A 25,858-nucleotide genomic window follows, 5' to 3' on the forward strand; every position below is an offset into this window, starting at 1 on the left:
TCGTTCTCCTGTCCGCATTTCCCGGCCGGCGCATTCCGTTTTCCGGCTTGCCCGCTCCCGGGTTCCGGCTTGCCCGCTCCCGGGTTCCGGCCGGCGTTTCCCGGCCCCGGCCCGTGCCTTCCGGCGCGGGTCAGTGCTCCCCGGCGGGTTGCGGGTCGCGCCCCTCGATGAGGAACTCGACCTGGCGGAAGAGGTATTCGTGCAGCGTACCGTCGTCGTGGCGCAGCTGCAGCTCGCCCGTGGGTCGCACCCCCTCGACCGCCGCCTGGAAGAGGGTGCCGTCGGGCAGGCGGAAGAGGTGGCGCTCCCCGAGGCGGTACATCCGCGCCCGGTAGTCGCGCTGCAGCCCCTCGCGGTCGCCCGCCTCGAGCTGTGCGTAGCGCGCCATCAGGTGGTCGATGCAGCAGCGGAGCACCTCCTCGCGGTCGAACTCCCGGCCCGCGGCCAGCGCCATCGAGGTGGGGTTGGGCAGCGACGGGTCGAACTCCCGCTGGTTGATGTTGAGGCCGATGCCGGCGATGCTGCGGGCGAGGTTCGCTCCGCGCAGGTCGTGCTCGATGAGCATGCCCGCACACTTGCAGTCGCCTACGTAGAGGTCGTTCGTCCACTTGATGCGGGCCTCGATGCCGTAGTCGCGCATCGCGTCGACCAGAGCGAGCGCCGCCACCTCGGTGAAGAGAAATTGCTCCGGGGCGGGCAGGAACGTCGGCTCGAGGATGGCCGAGAAGGTGATGTTGAGCCCCTCGGGGCAGAGCCACGTGTGGCCGCGCTGTCCGCGGCCGGCGCTCTGCCATTCGGCCCACACCACGTCGCCGTGGCGGTAGCGTGCATCGCGGGCCTCGTCGTTGGTCGAGGTGGTCTGTCGGATGTGGTAAATCATGTGTCGTGTCGGGTTAGGGTCGTCGGACGGCGGGCGCGGTCAGGCGCTGACGCCGAAGTCGCGCAGCGCGTCGTTGAGCGAGGTCTTCTTGTCGGTCGACTCCTTGCGGCGGCCGATGATGAGGGCGCACGAGACGCTGTATTCGCCCGCCGGGAACTGCTTGCGGTAGCTGCCCGGAACGACCACCGAGCGGGGCGGTACGTAGCCCTTGTAGGTGACGGGCTCCGGCCCCGTGACGTCGATGATGTGGGTCGAGCCGGTGATGACCGTGTTGGAGCCGAGCACCGCCTCGCGGCAGACGTGGGCCCCCTCGACCACAATCGAGCGCGAACCGATGAAGCAGTGGTCCTCGATGATGACCGGCGCCGCCTGCACGGGCTCCAGCACACCGCCGATGCCCACGCCGCCCGACAGATGGACCTGCTTGCCGATTTGTGCACAAGAGCCCACCGTGGCCCACGTATCGACCATTGTGCCCGTATCGACATAGGCGCCGATGTTGACGTACGAGGGCATCAGAATGGCGCCCGGGGCGATGTAGGCACCGTAGCGCGCCACGGCGTGGGGCACGGCGCGCACGCCCAGCTCCTCGTAGCCGTGCTTGAGCTCCATCTTGTCGTACCACTCCAGCTCGCCGGCCTGCATCTTGCGCATGGGCTGGAGCGGAAAGTAGAGGATGACGGCCTTCTTGACCCATTCGTTCACCTGCCAGAGGCTCCGCTCCTCGTCCAGAGGCTCGGCCGTGCGCAGTTGGCCCTTGTCCACCAGGTCGACCGTCCGGCGGACGGCTTCGCGGACGGACTCCTCGCTGAGCAGCGCGCGCTCCTCCCACGCCTGCTCGATGATTTGTTTCAGTTCGCTGTACATGCTCGTTGGTTCGTTGTTTCGGAAGCCCAAAGTTATGCAAAATCTTCGACTCCGGCGTCCGAGTCTCTCAACTTTTTCCTAACTTTGTCCCGATATTAACCTTAATCCGTCGATTATGAGGAAACAATTCTCCGGTGCGGTGTTGCTGCTCGGCGCAGCGGCGATGCTGGCAAGTTGTGGAAGCAAAATGAACATCAAGCACTTACCCTATCCTGCCACCGAGCGCGGCGACGTGGTGGACAACTATTTCGGCGTGGAGGTTCCCGACCCCTACCGCTGGCTCGAGGACGACAATTCGGAGGCTACGGCCGCCTGGGTTGCGGCCGAGAATGCCGTGACGGAGGACTACCTCGCGCAGATTCCCTTCCGCGGAGCCATCCGCGAGCGGCTCACCGAGCTGTGGAACTATGCCAAGGAGTCGGCTCCCGTCAAGCACGGCGACTGGTGGTACTACTCCTACAACGACGGATTGCAGAATCAGGCGGTCATCTACCGCACGCAGGAGCCCGGCCAGCCCGGGGAGGTCTTTCTCGACCCCAACACCCTCTCGGAGGACGGTACGGTGGCGCTGGCGGCGATTTCCTTCTCGAAGGATGGCCGCTACATGGCCTATGCCGCCGCGGCGTCGGGCTCGGACTGGGTCGAAATCCGTGTGATGGATACCGCGACGGGAAAGCTGACCGACGACAGCATCAACTGGGTGAAGTTCTCCGGCGCCACCTGGACGCCCGATTCGAAGGGCTTCTATTACAGCGCCTACGACGCCCCGAAGGAGGGTGTCTACTCGTCGCAGAATCAGTTCCAGAAGGTCTACTACCACGAGCTGGGCAAGCCCCAGTCGGCCGACCTCCTCATCTATGAGGACCGCGAGCACCCGCTGCGCTACTTCTCGGCCTGGCCCTCGGAGGACGGCAAGTGGCTCTTCATCATCGGCTCGGAGGGTACGTCGGGCACCGAGGTGCTCTGCCGCAAGAGCTCCGAGAAGCAGTTCCGCACGCTGCTCAAGGGCTTTGCCCACGACTATGCGCCCGTCGACTGCCGGGAGGACAACCTCTACTTCGTGACCAACGACGGCGCCCTGAACTACGCCCTCAAGCGCATCTCGCTCAACGACCCCTCGAAGGTCGAGACGGTGATTCCCGAGCATGAGAAGAACCTGCTCGAGGGTGTCGGCACGGCGGGCGGCTACCTCTGGGCCTCCTACCTGCAGGATGCCCAGAACCGCATCGCGCAGTACGACTACGACGGCAAGCTCCTGCGCGAAGTGGAGCTCCCGGCCATCGGCACCGTGAGCGGCTTCTCGGGTGAAAAGGAGGATACGGAGCTCTACTACGCGCTCTCGAACTACACCTCGCCCGCAACGCTCTACCGCTACGACATCGCCTCGGGCGAGTCGACCCTCTACAAGGCTCCCGAGGTGGCCTTCGACCCCTCGCTCTACGTCACCGAGCAGGTCTTCTACCCCTCGAAGGACGGCACGAAGGTCCCGATGTTCATCACCCATCGCAAGGACCTGAAGCTCGACGGCAAGAACCCCTGCCTGCTCTACGGCTACGGCGGCTTCCAGATTAACCTCACGCCGGGCTTCAACCCCTCGGCGATGATGTTCGTCGAGCAGGGCGGCGTCTACTGCGTGGCCAACCTGCGCGGCGGCTCGGAGTACGGCGAGGCCTGGCACAAGGCCGGCATGCTCGAGAACAAGCAGAACGTCTTCGACGACTTCATCGCGGCGGCCGAGTGGCTCATCGCCCAGAAGTATACCTCGTCGGAGCGTCTGGCCATCAACGGCGGTTCGAACGGCGGTCTGCTGGTGGGCGCCTGCGAGGTGCAGCGTCCCGACCTCTACGCCGTCTGCCTGCCGCAGGTGGGCGTGCTCGACATGCTCCGCTACCACAAGTTCACCATCGGCTGGGGCTGGGCCGTGGAGTACGGCTCGTCGGACAACGAGGAACAGTTCGCCTATATCTATAAGTACTCGCCGCTGCACAACATCCGCGAAGGGGTGAAGTATCCCGCCACGCTGGTGATGACGGCCGACCACGATGACCGCGTCGTCCCGGCCCACTCGTTCAAGTTCGCCGCCGAGCTGCAGCACTGCCAGGCGGGCGACGCTCCGGTGCTCATCCGCATCGAGTCGAAGGCGGGCCACGGTGCCGGCAAGCCCACCTCGAAGCGCATCGACGAGGCGGCCGACATGTACGCCTTCCTCTTCCAGAACATCGGCGTGCCCTACCGTGCAGTGAAGTAACCCTGCGCGGCGGGGGGGCCGCCGGGGAGAAAATTTCGGCGGGACCTTCGGGCGGAGTTCGGCGGAGCCTCGGGAGAGGATTTTGTCGGAACCTCCGGGCGGATTTTGTCGGAACCTCGGGAAGGAGCGCGGCGGGTCGGTTAGGGGCCTGTCGTGATGCGGCTGCCGGGATGCGCCCGCGGTGAAGCGTCCGCCGGGAAGTATTTGCTGCGAAGCGGCCGCCGGAAGACACCCGCTGCGAGCGGCTGACGCCTCCTCCGCGGAGGCGGGGAAAGAGCTTTTTTTTGAGAACAACACGTTGTGCGATTGCTGCCGGACGAGCCGGCCCCCGAGGATGGGGGAGCGGCCCGTCCGGCAGCGGTCGAAATGAAGTTTGACAGCATGAAAGTCTACAAGTTCGGAGGAGCCTCGGTCCGCAATGCGGACGGCGTACGCAACCTCCACAAAATCATTGCGGGAGAGGAGAACCTCTTCATCGTTGTTTCGGCCATGGGCAAGACGACCAACGCCCTCGAGCAGGTCTTCACGGGGCTGCAGCGGGGCGACCGCGCCCTCTCGGAGGAGCAGATTGCCGCACTGCGCGACTACCACGCCGGCATCATCGAGGATTTGTGGCACGGTCCCAAACGGCTCGAGCGGGTCGATGAGCTCTTTGCCGAGCTCGAACGGGTGGCGACGCAGACCGTCTACCGGGCGGAGGATGCCGAGCTGTGGTACGATGCGATTGTCGCCTACGGTGAGCTGCTCTCGACGACCATCGTCTCGGAGTACCTCAATGCGGCGGGCGTTGCCAACCACTGGGTCGACATGCGGCGCTGCTTCCGCACGGAGATGCGTCACAAGGATGCGGCCATCGACATCGCCGCCTCGGCGCCGCTGCTGCGGGCCGAGCTGGCCGGCCGCCCCGAGCGGGTCTTCATCGGTCAGGGCTTCATCGGCGGTGCCCCCGACGGAACGACCGCCACGCTCGGCCGCGAAGGTTCGGACTACTCGGCGGCCGTGGCGGCCAACATCCTCGACGCCGAGTCGATGTCGGTGTGGAAGGATGTCGACGGCGTGCTGAACGCCGACCCCAAGATTTTTCCAGACGCCGTGCAGATTGCCGAGCTCAACTACCTCGATGCCATCGAACTGGCCTACAGCGGCGCCCAGATTATCCACCCCAGGACCATCAAACCGCTGCAGAACAAGAACATCCCGCTTTACGTGCGCCCCTTCGGCGACAAGCGCAAGCCCGGTACGGTCATCCGCGCCATGTCGGCGCCGGTCGACGTGCCGATTCTGATTCTGAAGAAGAACCAGGTGCTGCTGACGATTCGTTCGCGCGACTTCTCGTTCGTGCTCGAGGAGCGTTTCGCCACCATCTTCTCGCTCTTCGAGCGCTTCCGCCTCAAGACGAACCTGATTCACAACTCGGCGGTCAACCTGAGCCTCTGCGTCGACAATTCGTGGCACATCGACGAGGCGGTGAACGCCCTGCGTGCCAACGGGTTCGACGTGATGAAGACGGGCGACATGGAGCTGCTGACCATCCGCGGCTATACGGACGAGCTGTGGCGCCGCTACGCCAAGGGCCCGCAGGTCTTCATCCGGCAGTCGACCCAGGCCACCGTGCGCGTGGTGCGCAAGCGCTGACGACGGGACGCGCGGCGGCAGGGGCTCCCTCCGCCGCCCCATGAAACATAAGGAAGCATGAAATGAGCGAATGGATATGAAACGGATTGGATTTTTGTTGCTCCTTTGGATGGCCTCCGTTGCGACGGCGACGGCGCAATCCTTTCCCAGCGGGAAAAAGTTCTATTTCGGCCGGGAGGACGGCCGTCTGATGACCGTCAGCCTCATGTATGACAACAAGGGCGATGCGGTGGCCTCCGTGATGCTGGGTTATGCATCGCATCTGTTCCTCTGCACGGGGACGAGCGACGAGTGGTTCTCGTTCGAGGGGTATACTTTGGCTCCGGAATACAGGGCGCAGTCGGTCGGCATGGGCGGTTTTCCGGTGATGATGCCGACGGGCGACGTCTGCAAGTCGAAGAACAGCGAGCGCTTCTACCTTGCGCGGGACTGCTCGCAGGCGGTCTACAACGATACGTGGTACACCATCCGCCTCTCGCCCGGGCGCTTCAACGAGCTCTACGAGCAGAACTACGGCAGCTCGCCCGCGGCGGGCGGCGGAGGAGGCTCCTACGGCGGAGGCTCGGGCAGCAACGGCTCCTATGACTCCTACGACAGCGGCTCCTCGGGCGATACGTCGCGCCACGGCTACACCACCTGCAAGGCGTGCGGCGGTACGGGGTTGTGCCCGGCCTGCCACGGCAACGGGCACTTCGTGGGTCGCGACGGGGATGTCTATCCCTGCCTCTCCTGCAACCGGTCCGGACAGTGCCGCGTCTGCCACGGTCAGAAGCGAATCCGGTACTGATTGTTGACGGAGGATACGCGCCGCCGGGCGCATGCAAAAAATGAAGGGAAGGCTGGACAGGAGCCTTCCCTTCATCTGTTTTCCGGGCCCGGTTTTTGAGTGGTGTATGGCGCCGCTTGCCTTTTGGGAACGGCCTCTGCAAACACCCGGCCGCCGCCCGCGCGGCTACTTCTGCTTGAGGTTGCGCGCGATGGTGAGCACCGAATCTTCGGGCAGCTCGCCGCGGCGCTTCATCTCCCAGATGGTGTGCTCGAGGTAGCGCTCGATGTCGTTGTGCAGCCGCTTGTAGAGCGGGCAGCGCGTATAGTTCTCGTTGTCGAGCAGCACGTCGCGAATCGACCGCAGCGAGTTGGTGTAGTTCGACATCTCGTTCTTCAGGGCCACCCCCTTCTTGTCCGACGAGGTGATTTTGGCCACCGACATCTGGCGCAGCTTCTCGCAGACGGTGTTGAGCAGCACGAGCACCACGTTGTCCATGAGCGTGTGGCCGTGCATGAAGAGGTAGGTGTTCTCGGGTCGGAGCCCCCGTGCGCGGAGCTGCTCCTCGAACTCCTTCATCGGCTCGACCATCCGCGGGTTGCGGCCGCGCAGGTGCCGCTCGCGCTTCTCGACGTTGCGCCGCACCCAGGCCAGCGTGTTGGCGCCGTTCTCCTCCATGTCGAGGTAGCCGATGCGCACCGTCGACTTGAAGTCGGCCAGCGTGAAGACCCCCTCGGACGAGAGGCGCGCCGAGTAGGCGTACCAGAGGAAGGCGGGGTAGATGGCGCACGAGTATTCGTGCATGAAGCGCACGAAGTCGAAGATGTGGGTGTCGTTCTTGGTCGCCTTGACGCAGACGTTGTGCAGCGAGGGGGCGTAGCAGAGGTAGTTCTCGGTGGCGTAGGCGTAGGTGTGGAACATGAAGGTCGAGCCGTTGACCTCGCGCGACTGCTCGGTGGCCTGGTCGAAGAGGTAGTCGAAGTCCGAATCGACGCAGAGCAGCATCTCCTCCGACGAGCGGGGAATCATGCTCATGAGCACCTTCTTGCCCTTGGGCAGGTCGGCGCGGTTGGGCACCGAGATTTCAAACCGGAGGTAGGGGTTCTGGAAGTGGTCGAAGACGCCGCGCCAGAAGGCCACGTCCTCGTAGCCCTCGACATAGACGTGGACCAGCCGTTGCGCGGGGTCGGCCGGCGGCAGGGGCCGCGGCAGCTCCTCGAGCGTCGCCGGGCGCGCAAAGGGGTTCCACCGGCGCAGTTTTTCGCTGAAGTTGGTAGCCATACGCAAACAAAGATAATAATTTTCGTATTTTTGCGCAAAATATAACACCCCCTCCGACGTTAGATTGCTACGTTCGGAGCAATTTTTCCGACCCCGATTCCACCATGGCAGACAACGACTGGAAAGCCCGGCTCGGGATGGTCTACTCGACCGACCCCGACTATCACTTCGAAACGGCCCGCGAAGAGGAGCCCGCAACGCTTCCCCCCGCGCAGCAGGAGCTGCGCGTATGGCTCGACCGCAAGCAGCGGGGCGGCAAGCAGGTGACCCTCGTGCGGGGCTTCGTCGGCACGCAGGCCGACCTCGGCGAGCTGGCCCGCCTGCTCAAGAGCCGCTGCGGTGTCGGCGGCTCGGCCAAGGAGGGAGAAATCATCATCCAGGGTGACCACCGCGACCGCGTGGTCGAAATCCTGCTGCAGAACGGATACCGGTGCAAAAAGGCGGGCGGAAAGTGAAACGGCTGGTGGCCATACTGCTGCTTGTCGGCGCCCTCTGCTGCGTGCACCGCGCCTCGGCCCAGTACTACACGTGGGGCTCGGACCCCGTCGGGCTGAAGTGGAGCACGATGCGCTCGCGCGATGTGCGGGTCATCTATCCCGACACGGCGGCCAACATCGCCCGCCATACGCTCTTCTACATCCGTACGGTGCAGCCCGACATCTCCTACGGCTTCACCCACGGCCCGATGCGGATTCCCTTTGTCATCCACCCCGAGAACTTCCAGTCGAACGGACTGGTGATGTACCTCCCCAAGCGCGTCGAGTTCCTCTCCTCGCCGGCCATCGACGGCTACTCGATGCCGTGGCTCAAGCAGCTCGTGGCCCACGAGTACCGCCACGCCGTGCAGTACAACAACCTCGACCGGGGCGTCATCCGCGCGCTGAGCTACCTGCTCGGGCAGCAGGGGTCGACCATCGGCCTGCTCTGCATGCCCTTCTGGGCGATGGAGGGCGACGCCGTGATGTCCGAGACGCAGATGTCGTCGTTCGGGCGCGGACTGCAGCCCTCCTTCACGCTGGCCTACCGCGCCATGGAGCGCGTGGGCGACGGGCGGCGCAACATCGACAAGTGGTTCTGCGGCTCCTACCGCGACTACATACCCGACCACTACGAGCTGGGCTACCAGCTCTGCTCCTACGCCTGCGAGCGCTACGGTCCCGAGGTGTGGAACAACGTGGCGCGCTACGGCTCGCGCAACCCCTACGTCTTCGCCATCACGCGCGTGGCGCTGGGCAAGTACTACGACACGAACGTCTCGCGCCTCTTCCGCGAGACCTTCGACGATTTGCGCCACCACTGGGATTCGCTTCCCGCGCAGGACGACAGCGCGCAGTCGCTCGTCCGGCTGCCCGAGGGCAACCATACCACCTACCGCTGGCCGCTGCCGCTGGGCGACACGGTCGTGCTGGCGCTCAAGGAGGATTTCGACCGCCCGGCCCGCTTCGTGCGGGTCGATACCCGTACGGGCGAGGAACGCACGGTCTGCTACGTCGGGTCGGTCTCGACGCGTCCGGCCCTTGCGGGCGGGCGGGTCTGGTGGACCGAATACCGGCGCTCGAAGCTCTTCGAGCAGCGGGTCAACTCGCAGCTCTGCTACATGAACCTCGCCGACGGCCGTCCGCGCACCTTCGCCGGGCGGCGCAACGTGCTCTATCCCACCAGTGCGGGCGACGATGCGCTGGCGTGGGTCGAATACAACCCCGACGGCCGCTACACGGTGGTGCTCCGCCGCGGGGAGCGCGAGGAGCGCTTCGCCATGGAGGGGCTCACCGAGATTCACGGACTGGCGTGGGATGACCTTACGCGGGCGCTCTACGTGCTGGTGACCGACGACTCGGGCATGTGGCTCGGACGCATCGGTGCCGGGGGGCTCGAGCCCCTCACGCGCGGAGCCTACATCACGCTGAGCGACCTGCGGGCCGGCGGCGGCCGCCTCTGGTTCGGCTCCATCCAGTCGGGACGCGACGAGGTCCACTGCTTCGACCTGGAGCGCGGCACCGAGTACCGCCTCTCGACCTCGAAGTACGGCTCCTTCGAGCCGATGCCCGCCGGCGGCGAGGTGCTGATGACCACCTACGACCGGCTCGGATACCGCCTCACGCGCCAGGCGGCCGACAGCCTCGCCTGCCGCGTCGAGCCGGCACGGCTGCCGCTCAACCTCGTCAACCCGCCGCGCCGCTCGTGGGGCGTCGTCAACCTCGACACGGTGCACTTCGTCTATACCGACTCGCTGGCCGCGGAGCCGAAGTTCCGCACCAAGCGCTATCCGAAGCTTCCCAACCTGGTCAACGTCCACAGCTGGATGCCCGCGGCGTTCGACCCCTTCGAGGTGGCCGACGAGAAGAACATCAGCCTTAATTTGGGCGTGACGCTTGTCTCGCAGAACCTGCTCTCGAACACCGAAGGCTTCTTCTCCTACGGCTGGAACCGCTCCGAGGGGTCGCTCTTCCGGCTGGGCGTCCGCTACTTCGGGCTGGGCGTGCGCTTCGACCTCGATGCCGCCTACGGCGGCAACCAGATGTTCTACGGTCTGGGCGGACAGCGCACGCCCAGCCCCGACAAGTACTACTCGGTGGGGCTCACGGCGACGCTGCCCCTCTACCTCCAGCGCGGCTACCATACGCGGCAGTTCTCCGTCGCCACGGGGTGGAACTTCTCGAACGGCATGGTGGCCAACGTGGGCAACATCCGCTGGGACGAGGAGACGGGCTCCATCACCAATATCGAGCACATCGGCTTCCGCGAGGGGCTCCACAGCCTCTCCTTCTCGGTGGGCTACTCCGACCTCACGCGGCTGGCCCACCGCGACTTCGTCTCGCCGTGGGGCTATACGGTGAGCGCCGGCTATACGTTCAACCCCTCGGACCGCCACTTCAGCGACCTGCTCTCGGGCTACGTCAAGCTCTACACCCCCGGATTCCTGCCCCACAACTCGCTGACGGTGGCCGCCACGTACCAGACCTCGGTCGGCGGCTACAAGTTCCCGTCGGGCTATGCGCCGCTGAGCTACCGCTCGACGCGCCTCGTGCCGCGCGGCTTCACGTCGGCCGACATCGTCTCGAACGACTACTTTGCCGCGGCCGTCGACTACCAGTTCCCGCTCTGCTATCCCGAAGGGGGCATCGGTTCGGTGCTCTACTTCAAGCGCATACGGCTCAACGTGGGGGGCGACTACGCGCAGTTCCTCACCACCGAGCCGTGGCGCTACCGCGCTACGCCCCCCGAGGGCGGGGGGCAGATTTACCCCGGCGCCGCAACGCGCCGGCGCATCTGGTCGGTGGGCGGTGACCTGATTTTCGACGTCAACCTCTTCCGCATGCCGGCCTCGGCCACCTCGACCGTCAAGCTCTCGTGCTACCGTCCCAGTACGGGCGGCGTGTGGATTACTGCCGCGTTGGGGCTTCCCTTCTGAGAAAAATTCGTACCTTTACCGCAAAATTCGGTCCCATGACACAAAACAATAAGGCGGGAGCCCGCTCCCGGTTCATCAAGGCTTCACCCCGGCTCATCCGCTGGCTCTGGATTATTGCCTTCGCACCCGTGGCGCTGCTGGTCTTCCTGCTGCTGCTGACGGCGACGGGCCTCTTCGGACGGCTGCCGTCGTTCGAGGAGCTGGAGAACCCCAAGAGCAACCTGGCGACGGAAATCTACTCCGAAGACGGCAAGGTGCTCGGCACCTTCTTCGTCCAGAACCGCTCCTACGTCCAGTACGACGAGCTCTATCCGGCCGACTCGACGCTCCACATCCGGCTGGGCGGCCATGAGGTGCCCCCCGTCGTGGCGGCGCTCATCGCCACCGAGGATGCCCGCTTCCGCAGCCACTCGGGCATCGACATCCCCTCGCTGGCCCGCGTGGCGGTGAAGACCGTGCTGCTGCAGAACACCTCGCAGGGCGGCGGCTCGACCATCACGCAGCAGCTGGCCAAGAACCTCTTCCCGCGCGACACGGCGCGCCACCGCGGCAAAATCGCCCGCACGTCGAAGCTCGTCGTCTCGAAGCTCAAGGAGTGGATTACGGCCCTCAAGCTCGAATACAACTACACGAAGGAGGAGATTGCCGCCATGTACCTCAATACGGTGGCCTACGGCTCGAACGCCTACGGCATCAAGTCGGCGGCCCATACCTTCTTCAACAAGGAGCCCCATGAACTGAACGTGCAGGAGGCCGCCGTGCTGGTGGGGGTGGTCAACGCCCCGACGCGCTACTCGCCGGTGCGCAATCCCGAGAGCGCTCTGGCGCGCCGCAACCTGGTCCTCACACGCATGCAGCAGGCCGGGGCGCTGACGCGCGCCCAGGCCGATTCGCTCTCGGCGCTGCCCATCGTGCTCAACTACAAGCCCGTCTCGCACAACGAGGGGGCCGCGACCTACTTCCGCGAGATGCTTCGTCTGGTGATGAACGCCGAGCCGCCCCGCCGCAACCAGTTCTACAACGAGTGGGACTACGAGGTGGCCCGCAAGGAGTATGAGCAGAACCCCATCTACGGCTGGTGCCTGAAGAACCGCAAGGCCGACGGCACGCCCTACAACATCTACCGCGACGGTCTGAAAATCTATACCACCATCAACTCCGTCATGCAGGCCTACGCCGAGCAGGCCGTGCAGCGGCAGATGGAGCGGGAAATTCAGCCCAAGATGGATGCGCAGTACCGCCGCACGAAGGTGCTCTTCGTCGATGCCGACCGCGAGGAGCGCGAGCGCATCATGCGCCAGGCCATACGCTACTCGGACCGCTACCGCGAGATGCGCGACGCCGGGGTGAGCGAGCGCGAGGTGCTGGCCAGCTTCGACAAGCCCTGCGCGATGAAGGTCTTCACCTACAAGGGCGACCGCGACACGGTGATGACGCCGCGCGATTCGATTCTCCACCACAAGCGCATCATGCGCGCCGCCTTCGTGGCCGTCGAGCCGCGCACGGGCTTCATCAAGGCCTATGTGGGCGGCCCCAACTTCCGCTACTTCAAGTACGACATGGCCAAGCAGGGCAAGCGCCAGATTGGCTCGACCATCAAGCCCTTCGTCTACACCTTCGCCATCGACCACCTGGGGCTGAGCCCCTGCACGCCGGTGCCCAACCTTCCGGTGACCATCGAGACGGCCAACGGTACGGCCTGGTCGCCCAAGGAGGCGGGCCGCGTCGAGCAGCTGGGCGAGATGCACCCGCTGAGCTGGGGCCTGGCCCACAGCCGCAACAACTACTCGGCCTGGATTATGAAGCAGGCCAAGCAGCCGGCCGCCGTCGCTGACTTCATCCACAACATGGGCATCCGCAGCTACATCGACCCCGTGCCGGCGCTCTGCCTCGGCCCCTCGGAGTCGAACGTCTACGAGCTGACGAGCGCCTTTGCCACCTTTGCCAACGAGGGCGTCCATACGGACCCGATTTTCGTCACGCGCATCGAGGACCGGCAGGGCAACCTCATCGCCAGCTTCATTCCCCAGTCGCAGGATGCCATCAGCGAGCGTACGGCCTATACGATGCTGACGATGCTCCAGGGGGTGGTCAACGGCGGAACAGCCGGGCGTCTGAAGTGGCAGTTCGGCCTCGACGGTGTCGAGCTGGGTGGCAAGACCGGTACCTCGAACAAGAACCGCGACGCGTGGTTCGTCTGCGTGGCTCCGAAGATTGTGGCCGGAGCGTGGGTAGGCGGCGAGGACCAGTCGGTGCACCTGCTGGCGCGCGGTGAGGGCAGCGTCGTGGCGCTGCCCATCGTGGGCGACTTCCTCAAGCGGGTCTACGACGACCCGCGGCTGGGCATCAACCGCACGGACCGCTTCGTGCGTCCGGCCATGATGCCCCACTACGACTGCGACGAGGAACTCACCACCTCGTCGGGCGGCGAGCTCGGCGACGAGGAGGAGGACGAGATGTTCTTCAACTGACCCCGGGGCCGCAGGTCGGGGGCGGATGCACACCGGGTGCCTGCTGATCGGTGGCGGTCCGGAGGGGACGCACACCGAGGGCCGGAGAGGGCCGGAGCTGCCGCACTGCACTGCACCGCATCGGACCCGTCGGCGCGGCAAATTGGAAACAAGAAAGGTTTTAATATAAAGGTTGGTTATGAAAATTGCTATTGTGGGGGCCAGCGGCGCCGTTGGCCAGGAGTTCCTCCGGATTCTCGAGGAGCGCGAACTTCCCATCGACGAGCTGCTTCTGTTCGGCTCGCAGCGCAGCGCGGGGCGGAGCTACCGCTTCCGGGGTCGCGACCTTACGGTGCGGCTGCTGCAGCACAACGACGATTTTCGGGGTGTGGACTTCGCCCTCACCTCGGCCGGGGCCGGCACCTCGCGTGAATTTGCCGAGACCATTACGCGCTACGGTGCGGTGATGATTGACAACTCGAGCGCCTTCCGCATGGATGCGGACGTGCCGCTGGTGGTTCCCGAGGTGAACCCCGAGGATGCGAAGAATGCGCCGCGGCGGATTATCGCCAATCCCAACTGCACGACCATCCAGATGGTCGTGGCGCTGAATGCCATCGAGCGCCTGTCGCACATCCGCCGCGTCCACGTCTCGACCTATCAGTCGGCCAGCGGTGCGGGTGCCGCCGCCATGGACGAGTTGGTGGCGCAGTATGCCGACCTGGGGGCCGGCCGCGAGCCGCATGTCGAGAAGTTCGCCTTCCAGCTCGCCTATAACGTGATTCCCCACATCGATGTCTTCACCGAGAACGACTACACGAAGGAGGAGATGAAGATGTTCAACGAGACGCGCAAAATCATGCACTCCGACGTGCGGGTGTCGGCCACCTGCGTGCGTGTGCCCGTGATGCGGGCCCATTCGGAGAGCATCTGGCTCGAGACCGAGCGTCCCGTCTCGGTCGAGGAGGCGCGCCGGGCCTTTGCCGAGGCTCCGGGCGTGGTGCTGATGGACAACCCCTCGGAGAAGGTCTATCCCATGCCGCTCTTCATCGCGGGCAAGGACCCCGTCTACGTGGGCCGCATCCGCAAGGACCTCACCTGCGACAACGGTCTGACCTTCTGGTGCGTGAGCGACCAAATCCGCAAGGGTGCGGCGCTCAATGCCGTCCAGATTCTCGAGACGCTGATTTAACGTGGCCGGCGGCGGCCGATGCCGCGGCAAACGATACAAAGCGGGCTCCCGGATTGCCGGGGCCCCGTTCTGTTTTTGGAACAGTGAAGCGGCGGCGGACAAGACCGGATGCCCGGGTTCGGTATGCCGTTCGGCGGAAGGGTGTCCGTGCCGGCGCTTGCGGCCGGGACCCGGTCGGCCGGGAAGGGGAATGAAGACGGTGCATGAAAAAGGTCCGGCCGCAGTGGCCGGACCTTGTCGGTTTTCAGCGTCTTTCGGACCCGCTCCCCGGATTTGCCGGGGCGGAGCCGCGGAGGCGTCAGATTTTCTCCAGCTCCACGGTGAAGTGGCGCAGGATGGGGGCCTCGAAGGTGATGCGGTAGCCCGTCGTAATCGACTCGCGACGCTCGTAGATGTTGCGGCAGGCGGCGGCAATCACGCGGATGTGGTTGTCCGTGTAGACGCGGCGCGGGATGGCCAGACGCAGCAGCTCGAGGGCCGGGTAGCGGTTCTCGTGGGTCTCGGGGTCGCGGTCGGCCAGAATCGAGCCGATTTCCACGCCGCGGATGCCCGCCTCGACGTAGAGCTCTATGGCCAGCGTCTGGGCGATGAACTGCTCCTTGGGCAGGTGCGTCAGAATCTTTTTGGCGTCGAGGAAGATGGCGTGGCCGCCGGCCGGACGCTGGTAGGGCACGCCGTATTCGTCGAGCAGGTCGCCCAGCAGCTTCACCTGGCGGATGCGGGCGTCGAGCTGCTCGAATTCGGTATTCTCGTCCAGACCCACCGCCAGTGCGTCCATGTCGCGGCCCGACATGCCGCCGTAGGTGACATAGCCCTCGAACATGATGTTGTACATCATCGCCGAGCGGAAGAGCTCCTCGGAGCGCATCGCCACGAAACCGCCCATGTTGACCACGCCGTCCTTCTTGGCCGAGATGGTCATGATGTCGGCGTAGGTGTAGATTTCACGCACAATCTCCTTGATGCTCTTGTCGGCGTAGCCCTCCTCGCGCGTCTTGATGAAGTAGGCGTTCTCGGCGAAGCGGGCCGAGTCGATGAGCAGGGGCACCCCGTAGCGGCGGCACACCTCGGCCGTCTCGCGGATGTTGCGCATCGATACGGGCTGTCCGCCGGCCGTGTTGTTGGTGATGGTCAGCACCACGCAGGGAACCTTCTCGCGGGGGTTCTCCTTGAGAATCTTCTCCAGCTTGGCGGTATCCATCTCGCCCTTGAAGGGGATTTCAAGCTGCGTGTCGGCCGCCGCGTCGATGGTGCAGTCCACGGCGTGGCACTTGCGGAACTCGATGTGGCCCTTCGTGGTGTCGAAGTGCGAGTTGCCCGGCACGATGTCGCCCGCCTTGAGCAGCGCCGAGAAGATGACGTTCTCGGCTGCGCGGCCCTGGTGCGTCGGCAGGAAGTAGGGCATGCCGAAGATGCGCTCGATGGTCTCCTTGAGCCGGAAGTAGGAGGTGGCTCCCGCATAGCTCTCGTCGCCGGTCATCATGGCGGCCCACTGGCGGTCGCTCATCGAGCCGGTGCCCGAGTCGGTCAGCAGATCGATGGTCACCTGGTCGGCGTGCAGCTTGAAGAGGTTGTAGTGCGCCTCGCGAATCCAGGTTTCGCGCTCCTCGCGCGTGGAGGTGCGGATGGCCTCGGTCATCTTGATTTTGTAAGGCTCGGCATAGGGTAGTTTCATAATGAAAAATGGGTTTTAAGGTTACGGTTTGTTGGCTTTTCCTTCAAAAATAGGAAAAATTTTCGACAAACACGCCGCCGGCATCCTATTTGTTCGCAAAAAGAGGCTTTCCGTTCCGCATGTGCCGAATTGCCGGCCGTCAGCGGAGCGGAGTTCACGGATAATTGACCAAACCAAAAACGGAATAACACCATGACGAACGATGCAATGAAGAGCTCCCGCTTCGAGATTGAGGAGCTGCCCTACGGCTACGATGCGCTGATGCCGCAGATTTCCGAGGAGACGATGCGCTACCACCACGACCGCCACTATGCGACCTACGTTGCCAAACTCAACGAACTGTCGCTCGACACCCCCTTTGCCGGCCAGCCGCTCGAGGATGTGGTCCGCTCGGCCGACGGTCCCCTCTTCAACAACGCCGCCCAGGCGTGGAACCACGCCTTCCTCTTCCGTTCGCTCTCGCCCGCGCCTCAGACGGCGCCCGACGGGGCGCTGCTTGCAGCCGTAGAGCGCGACTTCGGCTCGTTCGAGGCGCTCCGCACGCGGATGATTGACACGGCCGTCGGCCTCTTCGGCTCGGGGTGGTGTTGGCTGTCGAAGGACTCCTCGGGCCGCCTGCGGGTCGAGGCGCGCGCCAATGCGGGCAATCCGCTCTGCGACGGGCTGGTGCCGCTGCTCTGCATCGACGTCTGGGAGCACGCCTATTATATCGATTACCGCAACCGCCGCGCCGATGCCGTCAAGGCCCTCTGGGAGCGCATCGACTGGCGCACCGTCGGCGAGCGCTACGGGCGGTAGCGCCGTGGAGCGGGGCACTGCGGAGAGGCGTCCCGGCGGGCGGCGCTGCGGCTATGCGCGTCCGGACGGGCAGTGCGGCGATACGCGGTGGTGCGGCGGTGTGAAGGTGTGGTGGTCCAGCCGGGTGAGCGGTTCTGCTCCGTCGGGCCTCGGGTCCACGACGCCCGGCATGGCCCGTCCGCTGTCCGTTGTCCGTTGTCCGCTGTCCGTTGTCCGTTGTCCCGTCTGTTTCCGGCGGACCCTCCCGCCGGCCTTCCCGGCTTGGTCCGCCCCCCCCCTCCTTTGCCCTGCCTTTTGCGCTCTGCCTCTTGTGCGTCCGCCGGCTGCAGCCTCCGCCCCTGCCGCGCGGGCATAAAAAATCCGGAGACCCCGCTCGGGGCCTCCGGAAATTGTTTGCGAAGCGCGCTTCGATTAAGCCTTGCCGGCCGAACCGAGGACGTTCTCGCACTTGTGCTTGTAGAGCTTCTTCAGCTCGTCGCGAGCCGGACCCAGGTACTTGCGGGGGTCGAACTCTGCGGGCTGGTCCACGAAAATCTTGCGGATGGCAGCGGTCATGGCCAGACGGCCGTCCGAGTCGATGTTAATCTTGCAGACAGCGCTCTTGGCAGCCTCACGCAGCTGCTCCTCGGGAATACCTACCGCATCCTTCAGCGCACCGCCGTGGGTGTTGATGATGTGGACATACTCCTGCGGAACGGACGACGACCCGTGGAGCACGATGGGGAAGCCCGGGATGCGCTTCTCAATCTCCTTCAGAATGTCGAAACGCAGGGGGGGCGGAACGAGGATGCCGTCGGCGTTGCGGGTGCACTGCTCGGGCTTGAACTTGTTGGCGCCGTGCGACGTACCAATCGAGATGGCCAGCGAGTCAACGCCGGTCTTCGATACGAAGTCAACCACGTCGTCGGGGTTGGTATAGTGCGAGTGCTCCGAAGCGACCTCATCCTCGACACCGGCCAGAACGCCCAGCTCACCCTCGACCGTTACGTCGAACTGGTGTGCATAGTCAACCACCTTCTTGGTCAGGGCGACGTTCTCATCGTAGGGAAGCGCCGAACCGTCAATCATTACCGACGAGAAGCCCATCTCGATGCAGCTCTTGCAGAGCTCGAACGAGTTTCCGTGGTCGAGGTGCAGCACAATGGGAATGTTCTTGCCCAGCTCCTTGGCGTACTCCACGGCGCCCTGCGCCATGTAGCGGAGCAGCGTCTGGTTGGCATACTTGCGGGCGCCCGACGATACCTGCAGAATCACCGGCGACGAAGCCTCGACGCAAGCCTGGATGATGGCCTGCATCTGCTCCATGTTGTTGAAGTTGAATGCAGGAATCGCGTAACCGCCTTTGATTGCCTTGGCAAACATCTCACGGGTGTTTACCAGACCCAAATCTTTGTACGATACCATAAGTAATGAGTTTATGTGAAAAAATTGTTAGTCTCAAAAACCGCCACAAAGTTAATAAATATTCTTAAGAAACGGAGTCTCCGCATAAAAAAATCGCCCGCGGCGAGCGCGCGGCCTCGCTTCGCAGGCGAGGATTTATATATCGGTGGGGGAGGAGCGCGCCGGGGCCGCCGCGCGGGGCCCGGCGCCCTCCGCTCGGGAGGGCGGAAAAAGGGGAGGAAAGTGCTCCGGAGCGCTCTGCCGTGGGGTTTTTCGAGGGGTTTTGCGGGCAGCGGCCGGAATTTTTACACTCCGGTTTCGCCGGTTTGTGAAAAAAATAACAATCCGCCCCGTTTTGTTGCGGTATTTCGGGAGAATTTTGTATTTTTGCGGTGACCGAAGGGGGCGACGCGCCCCCGGCGGACTACACAACCAACAACGGCAAACAACAATATAATCATAACGAGCCATGTCTGAATTCATCTATCAGGAGCCGTTCCCCGTCGGGGAGGACAAAACCGAGTACCGTCTTTTGACGAAGGATTACGTGAAAGTGGTCGAGTGCGACGGCCGCAAGGTGCTGAAGGTCGACCCCGCGGGCCTCGAGCTGCTCTCGAAGGCCGCCTACAGCGACGTGTCGTTCTACCTGCGCTCGGCGCACCTGCAGAAGCTGCGCAACATCCTCGACGACCCCGAAGCGACCGACAACGACAAGTTCGTCGCCTACACGATGCTGCTCAACCAGTGCGTGGCCGCCGAGGGCGAGCTGCCCACCTGCCAGGATACCGGTACGGCCATCTGCATCGCCCACAAGGGTGAGGACGTATGGACCGGCGCCGACGACGCCCGCTGCATCGCCCGCGGCGTCTACGAGACCTACAAGGAGCGCAACCTCCGCTATTCGCAGGTGGTCCCCTTCTCGATGATTGACGAGAAGAACTCGGGAACGAACCTCCCGGCACAGATTGACATCTACGGCGGCAAGCCCGGCATGGAGTACGAATTCCTCTTCATCACCAAGGGCGGCGGCTCGGCCAACAAGACCTTCCTCTACCAGCAGACCAAGGCGCTGCTCAACGAGGAGTCGCTCACCAAGTTCATCAAGCAGCATATCTTCGACCTCGGTACGTCGGCCTGCCCGCCCTACCACCTGGCCATCTGCATCGGCGGCACGTCGGCCGAGATGTGCCTCTCGACCGTCAAGAAGGCTTCGGCCGGCTATCTGGACGAGCTTCCGACCTCGGGCAACGAGGGCGGCCGCTGCTTCCGTGACCTGGAGTGGGAGGAGAAGGTGCTGAAAATCTGCCGCGAGAGCGGCGTGGGCGCCCAGTTCGGCGGCAAGTACCTCGTACACGACGTGCGTGTCATCCGCGCACCGCGCCACGCCGCATCGTGCCCCGTGGCCATCGGCGTCAGCTGCTCGGCCGACCGCAACATCAAGGCGAAGATTACCCCCGAGGGCATCTTCCTCGAGCAGCTCGAGAAGAACCCCGCCCGCTTCCTGCCCAAGGAGGCTCCCGCCATGTCGCCGGCCGTGGACATCGACCTGGACGAAGGCATGGACAAGGTGCGCGCCATCCTGACCAAGTACCCCATCAAGACGCGTCTGAACCTGCGCGGTACGCTCATCGTGGCGCGCGACATCGCCCACGCCCGCATCAAGCAGATGCTCGATGAAGGCAAGCCCATGCCCGAGTACTTCAAGAAGCACCCGGTCTACTATGCCGGTCCGGCCAAGACGCCGCAGGGCATGGCTTCGGGCTCGTTCGGCCCCACGACGGCCGGCCGCATGGACCCCTACGTGGACCTCTTCCAGAAGCATGGCGGCTCGATGGTGATGGTGGCCAAGGGCAACCGCTCGCAGGCCGTGACGGACGCCTGCAAGGCCAACGGCGGCTTCTACCTGGGCTCCATCGGCGGTCCGGCAGCCATCCTGGCCAAGAACTCCATCAAGTCGGTTGAGGTGGTTGACTTCCCCGAGCTGGGCATGGAGGCCGTGCGCAAGATTTACGTCGAGAACTTCCCCGCCTTCATCATCGTGGATGACAAGGGCAACGACTTTTTCGCCGAATTCAAGCACTAAAATCCTCCGCTCGCATATAATAACGGTGCACGGGCGTCGTTATAGTTGCAAAAAGCGAGTCTATACGAATCGATGAGAGCATTCTTAGCGAAAATATTCTTGACGGCACTCACCGTGCTGGCGGTCTTCTCGGCGTACGGCGCCGAGAAGGTCACTTTTGAGACCCATGCTCCCTTGACGGTAGCCGTGGGCGAGGCCTTCCGCGTGGAGTTCTCGCTCAACGCCAAGCCCGACGAAAGCACCTTCTCGGCCCCCTCGTTCGAAGGGTTCGACGTGCTGGCGGGCCCGGCCGTCTCGAAGGGGCAGCGGATTTCAATCGTCAACGGCTCGATGGACAAGACCGTCGAATACAAAATCACCTACGTGCTGCTGCCGCAGGCCGAGGGCAACGTCACCATCGGCAGCGCCTCGATTGCCGTCGACGGGACGACCTATTCGACCGACCCCGTGCCGGTGGAGATTGTCCGCGAAGCGGGCTCCGGCTCCTCCGCGCAGCATGGCGGCAGCGGCGGCCAGTCGGCCGCCCCGGACAGCGGTCAGACAGCCGCTCAGGGGCAGCTGGCCAAGGACGACGTGCTGCTGCGTGCCGAGGTGTCGCGCACGTCGGTCTACAAGGGTGAGCCGCTGCGCGTGAGCTTCAAGCTCTACACGCGGGTGCCCATCGTCGGTTCTCAGGGCGAAAGCTGGCCCTCGTTCAACGGATTCTGGGCCCAGGAGCTCGACGTCAACTCCGTGCCGCGTGCCGGCCGCGAGACGCTGGGCGGCAAGGTCTACAACGCCCAGGTGGTGCGCGAATACCTGCTCTACCCCCAGCAGGCGGGCAAGCTGGTCATCGAGCCGGCCGAGCTGACGCTGCTGGCACAGGTGGTCGTGCAGAACAGCCGCAACATGGACCCCTTCTTCGGAGGCGGCCCCGACATCTACAACGTGCCCCGCAAGGTGGCCACGCAGCGCGTGACGGTCAACGTCAAGGAGCTGCCGGCCGGTGCGCCCGAGAGCTTCAGCGGCGCGGTGGGCAACTATACGATGGAGGCGACGCTGCCCGAGACGCATCTGGCCGCCAACTCGGCCGCGACCTATACGGTGAAGATTTCGGGTACGGGCAACCTGACCTTCGTGCAGGCGCCCAAGCTCACGCTGCCCGGCTCGTTCGAGCAGTACAACGTCAAGACGACCGAATCGCTCAAGAGCTCCGTGGCCGGAACGTCGGGATACCGCCAGTTCGAGTACCCCTTCATCGCGCGTGCCGAAGGGACCTACGACATCGAACCGGTCGAGTTCTCCTACTTCAGCCCCGAGCGGATGCAGTACGTGACGCTCCGCTCCAAGGCGCTGACGCTCGACATCACCCCCGATGCCAAGGGGGGCGGCGACGCGGCGCTGGTCATGCAGGGACGCGGCATGTCGAAGGAGGAGGTCAAGCTGCTGGGGCAGGACATCCGCTTCATCAAGCTGGGCGGAGCCGGCTTGCGGCCCATGCGGTCGCCCTTCCTCTTCAGCGCGGCCTACTGGGTGCTGCTGGGGGGCATTCTGCTCCTCTTCGCCATGGCCTACGTGGCGCTGCGCAAGCGGATTCGCGACTCGCAGAACGTGGCCCTGCTGCGCGGACGGCGCGCCAACAAGGTCGCCGTGCAGCGCTTCCGTGCCGCCAAGCACTACATGACCGAGCAGAACCGCCACGCCTTCTACGAGGAGATGTTGCGGGCGCTGTGGGGATACATGGGTGACAAGTTCAACATCCCCGTGGCCAGCCTCACGAAGGAGAACGTCCGCGAGGAGCTCCACAAGCGGGGCGTGCCGGCCGAGGACTCGCAGCGCTTCACGGCCATCATCACGCGCTGCGACGAGGCGCAGTATTCGCCCGTCGAGTCGTCGCGCATGAGCGACGTCTATGCCGAGGGTGTGGACCTGATTTCGCACATTGAGTCAATCATCAAACGGTAGCGGCGTGCGGGAAACCAAGTGTATGACTGAACAACGGAGAGCGATGAAAGCGATGAAACGATATGCAATCTGCGCGGTGGCGCTGCTCGGCATGGCGGTGACGCTCCGGGCTGCGGAGCCTGCCGACTCGCTTGCGGGCGTGCCGGATACGGTGCAGACGGCCGCCGCCGAGGGGGCCGAGGGCGATGCGGCGGCAACGGCCGCCGCGGCGCAGACGGCGGACAAGGAAACGGCGCTGACCGAGGCGCAGTTGTGGGACAAGGCCAACACGGCCTACATCAACTCGGATTTCCATACGGCCATCGACGTCTACAATCAGATTTTGGCCCGCGGACTCGGCTCGGCGAAGCTCTACTACAACCTGGGCAACGCCTGCTTCAAGGACGAGCGGCTGGGTGAGGCGATTCTCAACTACAACCGCGCGCTGCGCTTGGCGCCGGGCAACGACGACATCCGCTACAACCTGGGGGTTGCCGAGGCGATGACCAAGGATAACATCGAGGCGATTCCGGAGTTTTTCCTCGCCTCGTGGCTGCGCGCCGTGCGCCACGTGATGGGGTGCACCTCGTGGAGCATCCTCTCGCTTGTGGCGCTGCTGGCGGCGCTGGGGCTCTTCCTGCTCTACCTGCTGGCACAGCGGCTGCCGCTGCGCAAGGCGGGCTTCTACGGAACGCTCGTGGCCTTCCTGCTCTTCGTCGTAACAACGTGGTTTGCAGCGGGCGAGCGGCATGAAATCCTTGACGACACGCAGGCCGTGGTGATGACCGCGTCGACGGCCGTCAAGAGTTCGCCCGACAAGTCGTCGACCGACCTCTTCGTGCTCCACGAAGGGACCAAGGTGACCGTCACCGACCGTCTGGATGATTGGTGCGAGGTGGTCATTGCCGACGGCAAGAAGGGGTGGCTCGAGCGCTCGAAAATCGAGGTCATCTGACCCTGCGGCAGCGCCGGGGGGGGGAGATACAGGCTCCGGGGCGGAATGGAGGACCCGGGAGGAGTTGGGCTGAAGGCTCGGATTCGGAAGGAGTGGGGCCGGAAGGCTCGGCCTCGGAAGGAGATGGGCCGGAGGTTCGGCCTTGGAAGGCTCGGAATTGGAAGGATTGGGCCCGGAAGGATTGGACCCGGGCCGCAGATGTAGAACTGTTTAGAACGAGATAAGACATTGTCACGACTTCTTCAGGATGTCGTCGGCGAGCTGATGAAGCTGCCCGGAGTGGGGCGCCGCACGGCGTTGCGGCTGGCCATCCACCTGTTGCGCATGGAGCCCGAATCGGTCCACGACATGACCCGCAGCATCAACCGCTTCCGCGACGACGTGAAGTATTGCGCGCAGTGCAACAACCTCTCCGACGAGGAGATTTGTCCCATCTGCGCGGACCCCGAACGCGACCACTCGACCATCTGCGTCGTGGAACAGGTTGCCGACGTGCTCTCGATTGAGAACACGCACCAGTACCGGGGGCTCTACCATGTGCTGGGCGGCGTGATTTCGCCCATGCAGGGCATCGCCCCCTCGGACCTGAAAATCGACCTGCTTGTCGACCGCATCGCACGGGGCGGCGTGACGGAGGTGATTCTGGCCATCTCGACCTCGGTCGAGGGCGAGACGACGCTCTTCTACCTGATGAACCGCCTCAGGCAGTTCGAGGGGCTGAAGGTGACGGCCATCGCCCGGGGTATCGGCTTCGGCGACGAGCTGGAGTACGTCGACGAGCTGACCATCGCTCATGCGCTGATGAACCGCCGCGAGGTGGAGTAGGGTGCCGGGCCGCATGGCGGGGAGAAGGGTGCCGGGCCGCGAGAAGTCCCGCAGGGGCTCCCGGACCGCCGAAAGGTTCTGCCGGGTGGGTGGCTGAAGATGCTGCCGGGCCGCGGAAAGTGCCGTCGGGGCTGTCTGGATGCGGAAGTGCCGCCGGGGCCGTCGGAATGAGCGGCGATTGGTGCTGAAATGTGTCGACGGCAGCCTGCGACTTCCCGGACTGAGGAACCTGCCGCCGGAAACGACCGACGAAGCGGAGGTCGGGACGGGAGGCCGGGATGATGGAAAAGAGAAACGAAAGACGTTTTACAAAAAATAGGTGTTCAACTTTTAAAACAGAACGATTATGGAATTTCTGACGAACGAGAAACTGACCATCGTCGGCGCAGCCGGCATGATTGGTTCGAACATGGCACAGACGGCTCTGATGATGCGCCTTACGCCGAACATTTGCCTCTATGACCCCTTCGGTCCCGCACTGGAAGGTGTTGCCGAGGAGCTCTACCACTGCGCCTTCGAGGGTGTAAACATCACCTGGACGACCGACGTGAAGGAGGCTCTTACGGGCGCTGCCTATGTCGTATCGTCGGGCGGTGCAGCCCGCAAGGCCGGCATGACGCGTGAGGACCTGCTCAAGGGCAACGCTCAGATTGCCGAGGATTTCGGTAAGAACCTCAAGGCCTACTGCCCCGATGTAAAGCACGTGGTCGTTATCTTCAACCCGGCCGACATCACGGGTCTCATTACCCTGATTTACTCGGGTCTGAAGCCCTCGCAGGTGACCACCCTCGCCGCTCTTGACTCGACGCGTCTGCGTTCGGAGCTGGCCAAGTACTTCAAGATTTCGCCCGACGAGGTGAAGAACTGCCGTACGTACGGCGGCCACGGCGAGCAGATGGCCGTATTCGCATCGACGACGATGGTTGCCGGCAAGCCCCTGTCGGAGCTCATCGGCACGAAGATGCCCGTTGAGGACTGGCACGCACTTCAGCAGCGCGTCATCCAGGGCGGCAAGCACATCATCGACCTGCGTGGCCGCTCGTCGTTCCAGAGCCCGGCATACGTCTCGATTTGCATGATTGCAGCAGCCATGGGCGGCAAACCGTTCGACTATCCTGCCGGTGTTTATGTACACAACGGCGAGTTCGACCACATCATGATGGCCATGGAGTGCGAGATTACGAAGAACGGCGCCCACTACAAGGATGTAAAGGGAACTCCCGAGGAGCATGCAGCCCTGAAGGAGAGCTACAAGCACCTCTGCACGCTGCGTGACGAGGTGATTGAGATGGGTGTGCTGCCCGCTATGGACAAGTGGGGCGAGCTGAACCCGAACCTCAAGTAATCGGAGTCACCTCCGGACAAAAAGAAGCCGGCTTCCCGTCAGGGGGGGCCGGCTTTGTTGTGGAGCGGGGTGAACTGTCGGAACGCGGACCGGAGCGGACCAGAGCGGACCGGGTCGGAACGAAGCGTTGGCGGAACCGG

Annotated in this window: 18 protein-coding genes; 13 read left to right on the forward strand and 5 right to left on the reverse strand. The window is 64.2% G+C overall.

What is annotated here, in order from left to right; translation table 11 throughout:
* Positions 1-130 precede the first annotated feature (130 nt).
* Together B5F90_RS00795 and B5F90_RS00800 are read right to left on the reverse strand one after the other, a co-directional pair.
* Positions 131-880: a biotin--[acetyl-CoA-carboxylase] ligase gene (locus B5F90_RS00795; RefSeq protein WP_087360031.1), complete on the reverse strand. Its 750-nt coding sequence runs from the start codon at positions 878-880 to the stop codon at positions 131-133.
* 39 nt (positions 881-919) lie between these two features.
* Positions 920-1,747, reverse strand: coding sequence for a 2,3,4,5-tetrahydropyridine-2,6-dicarboxylate N-succinyltransferase (locus B5F90_RS00800; RefSeq protein ID WP_087360034.1), 828 nt, complete (start codon positions 1,745-1,747; stop codon positions 920-922).
* A gap of 115 nt (positions 1,748-1,862) precedes the next feature.
* On the opposite strand from B5F90_RS00800, the gene B5F90_RS00805 reads away from it, so the two are divergent.
* The 3 genes from B5F90_RS00805 (at position 1,863) to B5F90_RS00815 (ending at position 6,417) form a co-directional block, all read left to right on the forward strand.
* Complete coding sequence (locus B5F90_RS00805; protein ID WP_087360037.1) at positions 1,863-3,995, forward strand: prolyl oligopeptidase family serine peptidase; 2,133 nt, start codon at positions 1,863-1,865, stop codon at positions 3,993-3,995.
* A 381-nt stretch (positions 3,996-4,376) separates the two neighbouring features.
* Positions 4,377-5,630 (forward strand): aspartate kinase, encoded by a 1,254-nt coding sequence (locus tag B5F90_RS00810; protein ID WP_087360639.1) that lies wholly within the window; start codon positions 4,377-4,379, stop codon positions 5,628-5,630.
* A 76-nt stretch (positions 5,631-5,706) separates the two neighbouring features.
* A complete protein-coding gene (locus tag B5F90_RS00815) occupies positions 5,707-6,417 on the forward strand; it encodes a hypothetical protein (RefSeq protein WP_143256071.1) in 711 nt (236 codons plus the stop codon).
* A gap of 165 nt (positions 6,418-6,582) precedes the next feature.
* Here the strand turns inward: B5F90_RS00815 and B5F90_RS00820 are convergent, their stop codons facing one another.
* Positions 6,583-7,677, reverse strand: coding sequence for a DUF4435 domain-containing protein (locus B5F90_RS00820; protein ID WP_087360043.1), 1,095 nt, complete (start codon positions 7,675-7,677; stop codon positions 6,583-6,585).
* A 104-nt stretch (positions 7,678-7,781) separates the two neighbouring features.
* Between B5F90_RS00820 and B5F90_RS00825 the strand changes: the two genes are divergently transcribed.
* The 4 genes from B5F90_RS00825 (at position 7,782) to B5F90_RS00840 (ending at position 14,731) form a co-directional block, all read left to right on the forward strand.
* Positions 7,782-8,132: a translation initiation factor gene (locus B5F90_RS00825; RefSeq protein WP_087360046.1), complete on the forward strand. Its 351-nt coding sequence runs from the start codon at positions 7,782-7,784 to the stop codon at positions 8,130-8,132.
* Entirely contained in the window at positions 8,129-11,089 is a 2,961-nt protein-coding gene (locus B5F90_RS00830; RefSeq protein ID WP_087360049.1) for a hypothetical protein, read from the forward strand. Before B5F90_RS00825 ends, B5F90_RS00830 begins: the two co-directional genes overlap by 4 nt.
* Before the next feature lie 35 nt (positions 11,090-11,124).
* A complete protein-coding gene (locus B5F90_RS00835) occupies positions 11,125-13,560 on the forward strand; it encodes a transglycosylase domain-containing protein (RefSeq protein ID WP_087360052.1) in 2,436 nt (811 codons plus the stop codon).
* 178 nt (positions 13,561-13,738) lie between these two features.
* Positions 13,739-14,731 carry an aspartate-semialdehyde dehydrogenase gene (locus B5F90_RS00840; RefSeq protein WP_087360055.1) on the forward strand — a complete coding sequence of 331 codons (993 nt, stop codon included), beginning with the start codon at positions 13,739-13,741 and terminating at the stop codon, positions 14,729-14,731.
* Between the two features lie 298 nt (positions 14,732-15,029).
* Here the strand turns inward: B5F90_RS00840 and B5F90_RS00845 are convergent, their stop codons facing one another.
* On the reverse strand, positions 15,030-16,406 hold the full coding sequence (locus B5F90_RS00845) for a tryptophanase (RefSeq protein WP_087360057.1): 1,377 nt from the start codon (positions 16,404-16,406) through the stop codon (positions 15,030-15,032).
* A gap of 192 nt (positions 16,407-16,598) precedes the next feature.
* Here B5F90_RS00845 and B5F90_RS00850 point away from each other — a divergent pair, with 192 nt between their 5' ends.
* Positions 16,599-17,204 (forward strand): superoxide dismutase, encoded by a 606-nt coding sequence (locus B5F90_RS00850; protein WP_087360060.1) that lies wholly within the window; start codon positions 16,599-16,601, stop codon positions 17,202-17,204.
* Positions 17,205-17,615: 411 nt separating this feature from the next.
* On the opposite strand, the gene B5F90_RS00855 is transcribed toward B5F90_RS00850, so the two are convergent.
* Positions 17,616-18,608 (reverse strand): class II fructose-bisphosphate aldolase, encoded by a 993-nt coding sequence (locus B5F90_RS00855; protein ID WP_087360061.1) that lies wholly within the window; start codon positions 18,606-18,608, stop codon positions 17,616-17,618.
* 448 nt (positions 18,609-19,056) lie between these two features.
* Between B5F90_RS00855 and B5F90_RS00860 the strand changes: the two genes are divergently transcribed.
* The 5 genes from B5F90_RS00860 to B5F90_RS00880 all read left to right on the forward strand — a co-directional run bounded on the left by B5F90_RS00860 (position 19,057) and on the right by B5F90_RS00880 (position 25,718).
* Positions 19,057-20,670 (forward strand): fumarate hydratase, encoded by a 1,614-nt coding sequence (locus tag B5F90_RS00860; protein WP_087360064.1) that lies wholly within the window; start codon positions 19,057-19,059, stop codon positions 20,668-20,670.
* 72 nt (positions 20,671-20,742) lie between these two features.
* The gene (locus tag B5F90_RS00865; protein ID WP_087360067.1) at positions 20,743-22,614 is read left to right on the forward strand and encodes a BatD family protein; all 1,872 of its coding nucleotides are present in this window, start codon (positions 20,743-20,745) and stop codon (positions 22,612-22,614) included.
* A gap of 52 nt (positions 22,615-22,666) precedes the next feature.
* Positions 22,667-23,548: a tetratricopeptide repeat protein gene (locus tag B5F90_RS00870; RefSeq protein WP_087360070.1), complete on the forward strand. Its 882-nt coding sequence runs from the start codon at positions 22,667-22,669 to the stop codon at positions 23,546-23,548.
* Between the two features lie 228 nt (positions 23,549-23,776).
* Positions 23,777-24,373 (forward strand): recombination mediator RecR, encoded by a 597-nt coding sequence (gene recR, locus B5F90_RS00875; RefSeq protein WP_087360073.1) that lies wholly within the window; start codon positions 23,777-23,779, stop codon positions 24,371-24,373.
* 346 nt (positions 24,374-24,719) lie between these two features.
* A complete protein-coding gene (locus B5F90_RS00880) occupies positions 24,720-25,718 on the forward strand; it encodes a malate dehydrogenase (RefSeq protein ID WP_087360076.1) in 999 nt (332 codons plus the stop codon).
* Positions 25,719-25,858: the final 140 nt, after the last annotated feature.

This window comes from Alistipes sp. An31A (assembly GCF_002159425.1).
Taxonomy (GTDB): domain Bacteria; phylum Bacteroidota; class Bacteroidia; order Bacteroidales; family Rikenellaceae; genus Alistipes; species Alistipes excrementigallinarum.

What these genes read in the sequence shown, in the direction of transcription:
- B5F90_RS00795 (WP_087360031.1), bottom strand. Translation starts at nt 880, where the DNA reads ATGATTTACCACATCCGACAGACCACCTCGACCAACGACGAGGCCCGC.
- B5F90_RS00800 (WP_087360034.1), bottom strand. Translation starts at nt 1,747, where the DNA reads ATGTACAGCGAACTGAAACAAATCATCGAGCAGGCGTGGGAGGAGCGC.
- B5F90_RS00805 (WP_087360037.1), top strand. Translation starts at nt 1,863, where the DNA reads ATGAGGAAACAATTCTCCGGTGCGGTGTTGCTGCTCGGCGCAGCGGCG.
- B5F90_RS00810 (WP_087360639.1), top strand. Translation starts at nt 4,377, where the DNA reads ATGAAAGTCTACAAGTTCGGAGGAGCCTCGGTCCGCAATGCGGACGGC.
- B5F90_RS00815 (WP_143256071.1), top strand. Translation starts at nt 5,707, where the DNA reads ATGAAACGGATTGGATTTTTGTTGCTCCTTTGGATGGCCTCCGTTGCG.
- B5F90_RS00820 (WP_087360043.1), bottom strand. Translation starts at nt 7,677, where the DNA reads ATGGCTACCAACTTCAGCGAAAAACTGCGCCGGTGGAACCCCTTTGCG.
- B5F90_RS00825 (WP_087360046.1), top strand. Translation starts at nt 7,782, where the DNA reads ATGGCAGACAACGACTGGAAAGCCCGGCTCGGGATGGTCTACTCGACC.
- B5F90_RS00835 (WP_087360052.1), top strand. Translation starts at nt 11,125, where the DNA reads ATGACACAAAACAATAAGGCGGGAGCCCGCTCCCGGTTCATCAAGGCT.
- B5F90_RS00840 (WP_087360055.1), top strand. Translation starts at nt 13,739, where the DNA reads ATGAAAATTGCTATTGTGGGGGCCAGCGGCGCCGTTGGCCAGGAGTTC.
- B5F90_RS00845 (WP_087360057.1), bottom strand. Translation starts at nt 16,406, where the DNA reads ATGAAACTACCCTATGCCGAGCCTTACAAAATCAAGATGACCGAGGCC.
- B5F90_RS00850 (WP_087360060.1), top strand. Translation starts at nt 16,599, where the DNA reads ATGACGAACGATGCAATGAAGAGCTCCCGCTTCGAGATTGAGGAGCTG.
- B5F90_RS00855 (WP_087360061.1), bottom strand. Translation starts at nt 18,608, where the DNA reads ATGGTATCGTACAAAGATTTGGGTCTGGTAAACACCCGTGAGATGTTT.
- B5F90_RS00860 (WP_087360064.1), top strand. Translation starts at nt 19,057, where the DNA reads ATGTCTGAATTCATCTATCAGGAGCCGTTCCCCGTCGGGGAGGACAAA.
- B5F90_RS00865 (WP_087360067.1), top strand. Translation starts at nt 20,743, where the DNA reads ATGAGAGCATTCTTAGCGAAAATATTCTTGACGGCACTCACCGTGCTG.
- B5F90_RS00870 (WP_087360070.1), top strand. Translation starts at nt 22,667, where the DNA reads ATGAAACGATATGCAATCTGCGCGGTGGCGCTGCTCGGCATGGCGGTG.
- B5F90_RS00880 (WP_087360076.1), top strand. Translation starts at nt 24,720, where the DNA reads ATGGAATTTCTGACGAACGAGAAACTGACCATCGTCGGCGCAGCCGGC.